The organism is Comamonas sp. C24C, from assembly GCF_053345995.1.
In genome coordinates this window covers 169,789-177,202 of sequence record NZ_JBKFBC010000010.1, presented here as the reverse complement: position 1 = coordinate 177,202, position 7,414 = coordinate 169,789, and the positions used below count along the sequence as shown (strand labels likewise).

The 7,414-nt window shown below is 64.8% G+C and carries 9 protein-coding genes; 6 read left to right on the top strand and 3 right to left on the bottom strand.

Features of this window, described 5'->3' with window-relative positions:
• Window positions 1-190, bottom strand: a 190-nt coding sequence (locus ACLBXN_RS18455) for a hypothetical protein (protein WP_447613092.1), incomplete at its 3' end; no start/stop codon positions are given.
• A 2-nt stretch (window positions 191-192) separates the two neighbouring features.
• Here ACLBXN_RS18455 and ACLBXN_RS18450 point away from each other — a divergent pair.
• A complete protein-coding gene (locus tag ACLBXN_RS18450) occupies window positions 193-1,485 on the top strand; it encodes a purine-cytosine permease family protein (RefSeq protein WP_447613091.1) in 1,293 nt (430 codons plus the stop codon).
• Between the two features lie 66 nt (window positions 1,486-1,551).
• Here the strand turns inward: ACLBXN_RS18450 and ACLBXN_RS18445 are convergent, their stop codons facing one another.
• Entirely contained in the window at window positions 1,552-2,319 is a 768-nt protein-coding gene (locus ACLBXN_RS18445; RefSeq protein WP_447613090.1) for an ankyrin repeat domain-containing protein, read from the bottom strand.
• A 124-nt stretch (window positions 2,320-2,443) separates the two neighbouring features.
• Here ACLBXN_RS18445 and ACLBXN_RS18440 point away from each other — a divergent pair, with 124 nt between their 5' ends.
• Window positions 2,444-2,917, top strand: a complete 474-nt coding sequence (locus ACLBXN_RS18440) for an SH3 domain-containing protein (RefSeq protein WP_043005221.1) — start codon at window positions 2,444-2,446, stop codon at window positions 2,915-2,917.
• A 67-nt stretch (window positions 2,918-2,984) separates the two neighbouring features.
• Here the strand turns inward: ACLBXN_RS18440 and thiD are convergent, their stop codons facing one another.
• Window positions 2,985-3,857 carry a bifunctional hydroxymethylpyrimidine kinase/phosphomethylpyrimidine kinase gene (gene thiD, locus ACLBXN_RS18435; protein WP_447613089.1) on the bottom strand — a complete coding sequence of 291 codons (873 nt, stop codon included), beginning with the start codon at window positions 3,855-3,857 and terminating at the stop codon, window positions 2,985-2,987.
• Window positions 3,858-4,147: 290 nt separating this feature from the next.
• Here thiD and ACLBXN_RS18430 point away from each other — a divergent pair, with 290 nt between their 5' ends.
• The 4 genes from ACLBXN_RS18430 to ACLBXN_RS18415 all read left to right on the top strand — a co-directional run.
• The gene (locus tag ACLBXN_RS18430; RefSeq protein ID WP_447613088.1) at window positions 4,148-5,242 is read left to right on the top strand and encodes an FAD-dependent oxidoreductase; all 1,095 of its coding nucleotides are present in this window, start codon (window positions 4,148-4,150) and stop codon (window positions 5,240-5,242) included.
• Between the two features lie 117 nt (window positions 5,243-5,359).
• Complete coding sequence (gene thiS, locus ACLBXN_RS18425; RefSeq protein ID WP_043005218.1) at window positions 5,360-5,557, top strand: sulfur carrier protein ThiS; 198 nt, start codon at window positions 5,360-5,362, stop codon at window positions 5,555-5,557.
• Between the two features lie 158 nt (window positions 5,558-5,715).
• The gene (locus ACLBXN_RS18420; protein WP_447613087.1) at window positions 5,716-6,519 is read left to right on the top strand and encodes a thiazole synthase; all 804 of its coding nucleotides are present in this window, start codon (window positions 5,716-5,718) and stop codon (window positions 6,517-6,519) included.
• A 10-nt stretch (window positions 6,520-6,529) separates the two neighbouring features.
• Window positions 6,530-7,414 (top strand): thiamine phosphate synthase (locus tag ACLBXN_RS18415; RefSeq protein WP_447613086.1); only part of this gene is annotated, 885 nt, incomplete at its 3' end.

The following is a 7,414-nucleotide window of genomic DNA, read 5'->3' as shown; positions in this document are numbered from 1 at the left end:
CTGACCATGACCGGTCAGGGCTGAGAGAGTCCCTTTGAACCTGATTGCGCAAGCGGTTCTTGACGACCGCTTGCCCGAGATCATCCTCGCGCAGGGAAGCTGTCCAAGGTGTCAGACCGCGACTGGCCATGTCTTTCATGGCCTGCCGCGCAAACCATGCGGCCCCTGCTTCGTTTTTCTGGCGGAGCATTCATGAATTCATCTTCTTCCACATCGGCCAATCGGGCCCTGGCCCCGGTGACGGCGCAGGAGCGCGTCTTTGCCTGGCGCGACCATGCCTCGCTGTGGTTCAGTCTGGGCGTGGGCCTGCTGGTCATGCAGATGGGCGCCTATCTGCTGCCAGCGCTCAGCCCGCTGCATGCGCTGATCGCGATCGGCATCGGCTCCCTGATCGGCGCCGGCCTGCTGGGCTGGGTGGGCAAGCTGGGCTGCGACAGCGGCCTGTCCAGCGCCGGGCTGATGCACAGCGTCTACGGCCGCCGCTTCGCACGACTGCCTATCGTGCTCAACATCATCCAGCTGCTGGGCTGGGGCAGTTTCGAGCTGGTGGTGATGCGCGACGCCACCGTGGCGCTGGGCAAGCAAAGCGGCATCATGGGCGCGCCCTACTGGCCCTGGCTGGCCACGTTGCTCTGGGGTGGCGTGATCCTGCTACTGATGAGCGGCTCCATGACCACCCTGGTGCGCCGCATCATCTCGCGCGTGGCCTTGCCGCTGGTGATTGCTTCGCTGCTGTGGCTGAGCTGGCAATTCCTGAAAATGGCCGGCGCCACCGGCCTCGGGCCCCTGCTGGCCCGCGAAGGTGCGGGCGGCATGAGCATGCTGGGCGCCGTCGATCTGGTGATCGCCATGCCCATCAGTTGGCTGCCGCTGGTGGCCGACTATGCGCGCCACGGCAAAAGCGGCAAATCCGCGCTGACGGGAGCCTGGACCGGCTTTGCCCTGGCCAATATCTGGTGCTACTCCCTGGGCGTGCTGGTGGCCCTGACCCTGCCCAGCGAAGACCTGGTCACGGCCCTGCTGCTGGCCCAGGGCGGGCTGATTGCCCTGTCGCTGATTCTGATCGACGAAGTGGACAACGCCTATGGTGATGCCTACTCTGGCGCCATGTCGGCCCACAGCCTGCAACCGGGCTGGAGCATTCGCCGCTGGGGCCTGCTGATCGCATCCCTGTGTACCGCGCTGGCCATGGTGCTGCCCATGCACAGCCTGGAGCCGTTTCTGCTGTTGCTCAGCTCCTGCTTTGTGCCGCTGTTCGGCGTGATGCTGGGCCGCCTGGCCTTTGGCACCGATGCCGTGGAGCTGATGCAGAAAGCGCCTGCCGTGCGCTGGGATGCCGTGACCATCTGGGTGCTGGGCATTGCCTTCTATCACCTGCTGCCCTATGTCAGCACGGCCCTGGGCTCGGCCCTGCCCACGCTGGCGCTGACCTTTGTGGTGGCCGTCGCTACACGCCAGCTGCATCCGCGCTCTGTTGCCGTCTGAGCAAAAAACAAATTCAATAGCAACCAGCGCCCTAAAACAGGGCCTTTCAGCCTTGTTTCTTATCTTCTACCTAGCGCCCGCCGCCTGCAGCAGCTGCACCACGGCCTGCTGCCCGCGCTGGCGTGCATGGGCCAGGGCCGTGACCCCATCCTTGTCGGGCAGGTTCAGATCGGCCTTGGCATCGATCAGGGCCTGGATGATGGCCTGATGGCGCGGCCCGCCGTCGCTTAGCACCACGGCTTCCATCAGACAGGTCCAGCCCAGCCGGTTGACATGGTTCACATCCACACCTGCCGTGATCAGCGCCTGGGCTGTTTCCAGATGGCCGCGCTCGCAGGCCGGAATCAGGGCCGTTCCGCCATAGCGATTGGTGCTCTTGAGATCGGCGCCATAGGAAATCGTCATGCGCACAATCTCCAGCCGGCCCTGCGCGCCGGCAAGCAGATAGGCGCTGTCCTGCATCTGGTTCTGGATATTGGGGCTGGCACCATGCATCAGCAGCGAGCGTGCCACCTCGATATGGTTGGCCGCAGTAGCCAGCAGCAACGGGGTATTGCCCCGGGCGTCCTGCACGTCGACAGGCGCGTTGCCGGCCAGCAGATTGCGCACCGCCACGGCATCGCCCTGCGCGGCAGCGGCCAGCAATTGCTGGCCTAGCATCTGCGGGTCCCCGGCTTTTGCCGCCGCAGCAGCGGCAGGTGTTGCAGCGGCAGCATTCGCCGACGTGCCGCTCTGGCAGGCCGTGAGCAGTGTCGCTGCGGCCGAAGCCGTCAATGCAATCGTCAATCGGGTAGTCAACGAGGCACTCCCACGGGCGCGGACTGGCTGGTTCATGGCATTCCTTGATGGCTGGCTGGGTGTTCAGCCCCTGTCAGCTTTCTACAGGAACTATAGCTAACCACGCAAGTCCGATGGGGGTTACAGCATGTTTTCAATCGATAAAAGGAGAATCTGCCCCGTGTCTTGCAACCGCTGGATCCGCACCGCCGCCACTTCAAGTCTGATCGCGCTGGGTGCGCTCACCGCCGGCCTGCTGCCGGCCCTCGCACAAGCCCAGGAATTCGTCAGCATCAAGGGCAAGACCGTGAATGTGCGCGAGCAGCCCAACACCCGCTCCGCCACCCTATGGGAATTGAGCAAGGGCTACCCGCTGCAAGTCACCCAGCGCAAGGGCCAGTGGCTGCGTGTGAAGGACTATGAGTCCACACTGGGCTGGGTCCACGCCCCTCTGACCAGCAAGAGCCCGCATATGGTGGTGACGGCACGCACGGCCAATCTGCGCTCCGGCCCCGGCCAGAAACACAACCGGGTAGGCAAGCTGGAACAAAATGAAGTGTTGCAGACGCTGAAAAAGCAAGGTAGCTGGGCACAGGTCCAGCGCAGCAACGGCCAGAGCGGCTGGGTCGCCAAGAATCTGGTCTGGGGCTGGTAAGCCCGGCAACAGGCGCCGCAAAAGGCAAAGGCCTGCAACTGCAGGCCTTTCTTGCGAGTGTCGGCAATCAGCCTTCGACGATCAGCTGCGCGCGCGGCGCATAGCCGTGGTTGAGAGGGCCGTGGCCCTGGCCGGTGTAGACCTCGGCTCCCGCCTCGATGGCGCCCAGGATATAGCGCCGCGCCTCGGTCACCGCGGCCTCCAGCGCCAGCCCCTGGGCCAGGAAGGAGGCAATCGCCGACGAAAGCGTGCAGCCCGTGCCATGGCCGTTATGGGTGACGATGCGCTGCGACTGCAGACGCAGATAGTCGCTGGCCTGCTGACCTTGCCGGCCCAGCACATCCATGACCAGATCGCCGCTCAGATGCCCGCCCTTGAGCAGCACGGCAGGCGCGCCCATGGCCAGCAGATCGGCCACGGCCGCATCCAGCGCTGCAATGCCGTCGATGCTGCGACCCAGCAGCAAAGCTGCTTCATCCAGATTGGGGGTAATCACCGTCGCCAGCGGGAACAGCTCCTGCACCAGCGCCTGGGCCGTCTCGGGAACGATCAGGCGGTCGCCGCTGGTGGCCACCATCACGGGGTCCAGCACCACGTTCCTGATCTGGTGGCGACGGATCGCATCCGCCACCACGCTCACCACATCGGGAGTGGCCAGCATGCCGATCTTGACGGCATCGACGCCTATGTCTTGCACAACGGCATCGATCTGGCCGCGCACGGTATCCAGCGGAATGCCGTGAATGCCCGTCACGCCCAGCGTGTTCTGCACGGTGATGGCCGTGATCGCCGTCATGCCATAGCAGCCAAGAGCCGCACAGGTCTTGAGGTCGGCCTGGATGCCGGCGCCACCGCCGCTGTCCGAGCCGGCGATGGTGAGCACGCGTGCATAGCGCTTTTTTGCGGCGCCGGAGATGGAGGAAGAAGCAATCACTGTCATGGCAAAAATTATCGCCCATGCGCATGGTCAATGCGTGCTGTTTGCGGTTGTGCTGTAATGTCCAACGGACGAAACAGGGGTGTCCCGCAGGCAAGCAGCCTGTGCGGACTGAGAAACACCCTGGGGCTGCGCCAGCTGCCGGCTGCGCACCAGAGCACCATCCGTGCCCTGTGCCCCCTGCACCCGATCCAGGTCATGCTGGCGTGGGGAGTTTCACAAGCCGCAAGGCATGCCGCGTTTTGTCCTGCACATGGCCCTGTTCCTGTGTCCGGATGGAAAACGATTTGCACATGTCATTGCTACAAGCCTCTTCAAAGATCGCAATTCTCGGCGGCGGCCTCATGGGCCGTCTGCTGTCGCTGGCCCTGGCCCAGCGCGGTCACGCCATCGACCTCTATGACGCCCATGGCCCGCAAGGCGATGGTGCTGCGGCGCGCGTGGCGGCTGCCATGCTGGCGCCGCTGGCCGAGTCGGCCATTACCGAGCCCGGCGTGGTGCGCATGGGCCAGCATGGGCTCAAACGCTGGCCCGAGCTCATAGCTCAGCTCGAGCAGCATGTGTTCCTGCAGCAGAACGGAACGCTGATTCTCTGGCACCGCCAGGATCAGGGCGATGCGGCACGCTTTTTCGGTCTGCTGGAAAAAAACCGGCGCATCAACCCCAGCCTGCCGGCCATGCAGGAGAAGACCGGCGCGGCGCTGCAGGACTGCGAGCCCGCGCTGCAGGGACGCTTCAACCAGGCCGTCTATCTGCCCGGCGAAGGCCAGCTGGACAACCGCCAGCTGCTGACGGCGCTGGTCGACAAGCTCAGCGCCCTGGGCGTGCAACTGCACTGGGACAACCCGCGTGAGGTTGGCGACTTCCGCCCCGGCGAGGCCGGCCAGCCCGACTTCGTGTTCGACTGCCGGGGCCTGGGTGCCCGCACCCAATGGAAGCAGCTGCGCGGCATTCGCGGCGAAGTGGTGCGCATCCATGCGCCCGAAGTCACGCTCCAGCGCCCTACACGCCTGATCCATCCGCGCTACCCCATCTATATCGCGCCCAAGGAAGACCATCTGTTCGTGATCGGCGCGACCGAGATCGAGTCCGACGATATGTCGCCGGCCAGCGTGCGCTCCACGCTGGAGCTGCTGAGCGCGGCCTATACCGTGCACTCCGGCTTTGCCGAAGGCCGGATTGTGGAGATCGCCACCCAGTGCCGCCCCACCCTGCCCGATAATCTTCCCGCCGTGCGTCTGCTGACTCCGCGCGTCATGGAAGTCAACGGCCTCTACCGCCACGGCTTCATGATCTCGCCCGCCATGCTGGACGTGGTGCTGGAGCTGCTTGACCACAACGACTCGCCGCTGGCCCGTGAATTTGACGTGGCCATTCACCGCGCCTGAAATCTGAAACAGGCCCGAACCTGAACTTTGGCGCACAGCACTTGCACCCGCAGCGCGCGCAAGCGCGGCGGTGCAGCGGTTTAAGTTAGCGCCAACCTGTTTTTTCGTTTTGAAGCCATGAAGATCACCCTCAACCAGCAAGCCACCGACCTCCAAGCCAATGCCACCGTGGCCGATGCGTTGGCGCAGATGCAGGCCAAGCCCCCGTTTGCCGTGGCGGTTAACACGGTGTTTGTGCCCAAGACCCAATATGCCGCCCATGCACTCAACGAGGGCGACAGGATGGAAGTCATCTCCCCCGTCACCGGTGGATGAGATGAATCCCCCTGAGTCGCTTCGCGCCTTCCCCCAGGGGACGACACCCTCGCGGCGAGGCGGCTCTTGCTCGGTGTCACTGACTTGGCACATGCCTGTTTGAGGTTCATAGGGCTCCACGCGCATTGCGGCACAAAGACAAGAGATATAGATAAATCATGAATACAAAAACTAACGACGACGCCCTGGTTCTCTACGGCCAGCGTTTTGAAAGCCGCTTGCTGCTGGGCACCTCACGCTACCCATCGCCCGCGATTCTCGAAGCGGCCGTGGAGCGCTCCAGGCCCGCCATGGTCACGGCCTCACTGCGCCGCCAGGGCAGCAACGCCGCCGAGACCGGTGCCAGCTTCTGGGAGCTGCTGCGCAAGCTCAACGTGCCCGTACTGCCCAACACGGCAGGCTGCATGACCATCCAGGAGGCCGTGACCACGGCCCAGATGGCGCGTGAAGTCTTCGACACGCCCTGGATCAAGCTGGAGCTGATCGGTGACGACTACACGCTGCAGCCCGACACGCTCAATCTTGTGGAAGCGGCCTCCATCCTCATCAAGGACGGCTTCCAGGTCCTGCCCTACACCACCTACGACCTGGTGCTGTGCCAGAAGCTTGTCGACGTGGGCTGCCAGGCCGTCATGCCCTGGGCCGCGCCCATCGGCACCGGCCGCGGCCCCATCAATCCCTATGCCATGCAGATGCTGCGCGAGCGCCTGAAGGTACCGCTCATCGTCGATGCCGGCCTGGGCCGTCCCTCCCACGCCTGCACCGTGATGGAATGGGGCTATGACGCCGTGCTGCTGAACACCGCCGTGGCCCTGTCCGAAGACCCCGTAGCCATGGCCGGCGCATTCTCCGATGCCGTCAATGCCGGTCACACCGCCTGGCGCGCAGGCGCCATGGCCGAGCAAAATGCCGCCCAGCCCAGCACTCCCGTGCTGGGCACCCCTTTCTGGCATCAGGAATAAAGGCCTGCCCATGGACTCCACAGAAATCAAGGCTCTGGCGCAAGCCATCGTCCACCAGCACAGTGCCAACTTTGGCGCCCAGCTGCACCACGATGCCAACTCGGTCGAACTGACGCCCCAGCCCGTGCCGCCCGCACTGCGCCAGGAACCCGCCTATCTGGCCGCGCTGGAGGCCTGCAGCCAGCTGGGCTTTATCGCCGTGGATGCTGAGACTCTGGCCCAGGCCTGGCAGTGCCAGAGCGAGCGCAACAATCGTTTCGATGCCACCCACTGGCCCGACGACCCGCGCGACTTCGGTCTCGGCAAGGCCGACCCGGCCCAGGCCTTTGCCCATTGCCCGCGCGAGCTGGGCCTGTATGGCGTGCTGCCCACGGCCGAATGGGTGGGCCGCATGGCCCGCGCGGGTGTGCCCACGGTGCAGCTGCGCTTCAAATCCGGCGACCAGGCCGCCGTGGCCCGTGAAGTCAAGGCGGCTGTTGAAGCCGTCAAGGGCACGCATGCACGTCTGTTCATCAACGACCACTGGCAGGCCGCGCTGGACGCAGGCGCCTACGGCATCCATGTGGGCCAGGAAGATCTGGACGTGATCGGCCAGCGCGATCTGCAGACCATCCGCACCTCGGGCACTCGCTTGGGCGTTTCCACCCATGGCTACGCCGAGATGGTGCGCGCCCACGCCGTCCAGCCCAGCTATATCGCCCTGGGAGCGGTGTTCCCGACCACACTCAAGAAGATGGCGACGGCCCCGCAAGGCCTGGCTCGTCTGGCGGCCTATGTGCGGCTGATGCAGCAGTACCCGTTGGTGGCGATTGGCGGTATTTCCGAAGACCTGTTCCCCGCCGTACGCGCCACGGGCGTGGGTTCGGTGGCCGTGGTACGCGCCCTGGTCAACGCC

What these genes read in the sequence shown, in the direction of transcription:
- ACLBXN_RS18450 (WP_447613091.1), top strand. Translation starts at nt 193, where the DNA reads ATGAATTCATCTTCTTCCACATCGGCCAATCGGGCCCTGGCCCCGGTG.
- thiS (WP_043005218.1), top strand. Translation starts at nt 5,360, where the DNA reads ATGAAGATCACCCTCAACCAGCAAGCCACCGACCTCCAAGCCAATGCC.
- ACLBXN_RS18420 (WP_447613087.1), top strand. Translation starts at nt 5,716, where the DNA reads ATGAATACAAAAACTAACGACGACGCCCTGGTTCTCTACGGCCAGCGT.
- ACLBXN_RS18430 (WP_447613088.1), top strand. Translation starts at nt 4,148, where the DNA reads ATGTCATTGCTACAAGCCTCTTCAAAGATCGCAATTCTCGGCGGCGGC.
- thiD (WP_447613089.1), bottom strand. Translation starts at nt 3,857, where the DNA reads ATGACAGTGATTGCTTCTTCCTCCATCTCCGGCGCCGCAAAAAAGCGC.
- ACLBXN_RS18445 (WP_447613090.1), bottom strand. Translation starts at nt 2,319, where the DNA reads ATGAACCAGCCAGTCCGCGCCCGTGGGAGTGCCTCGTTGACTACCCGA.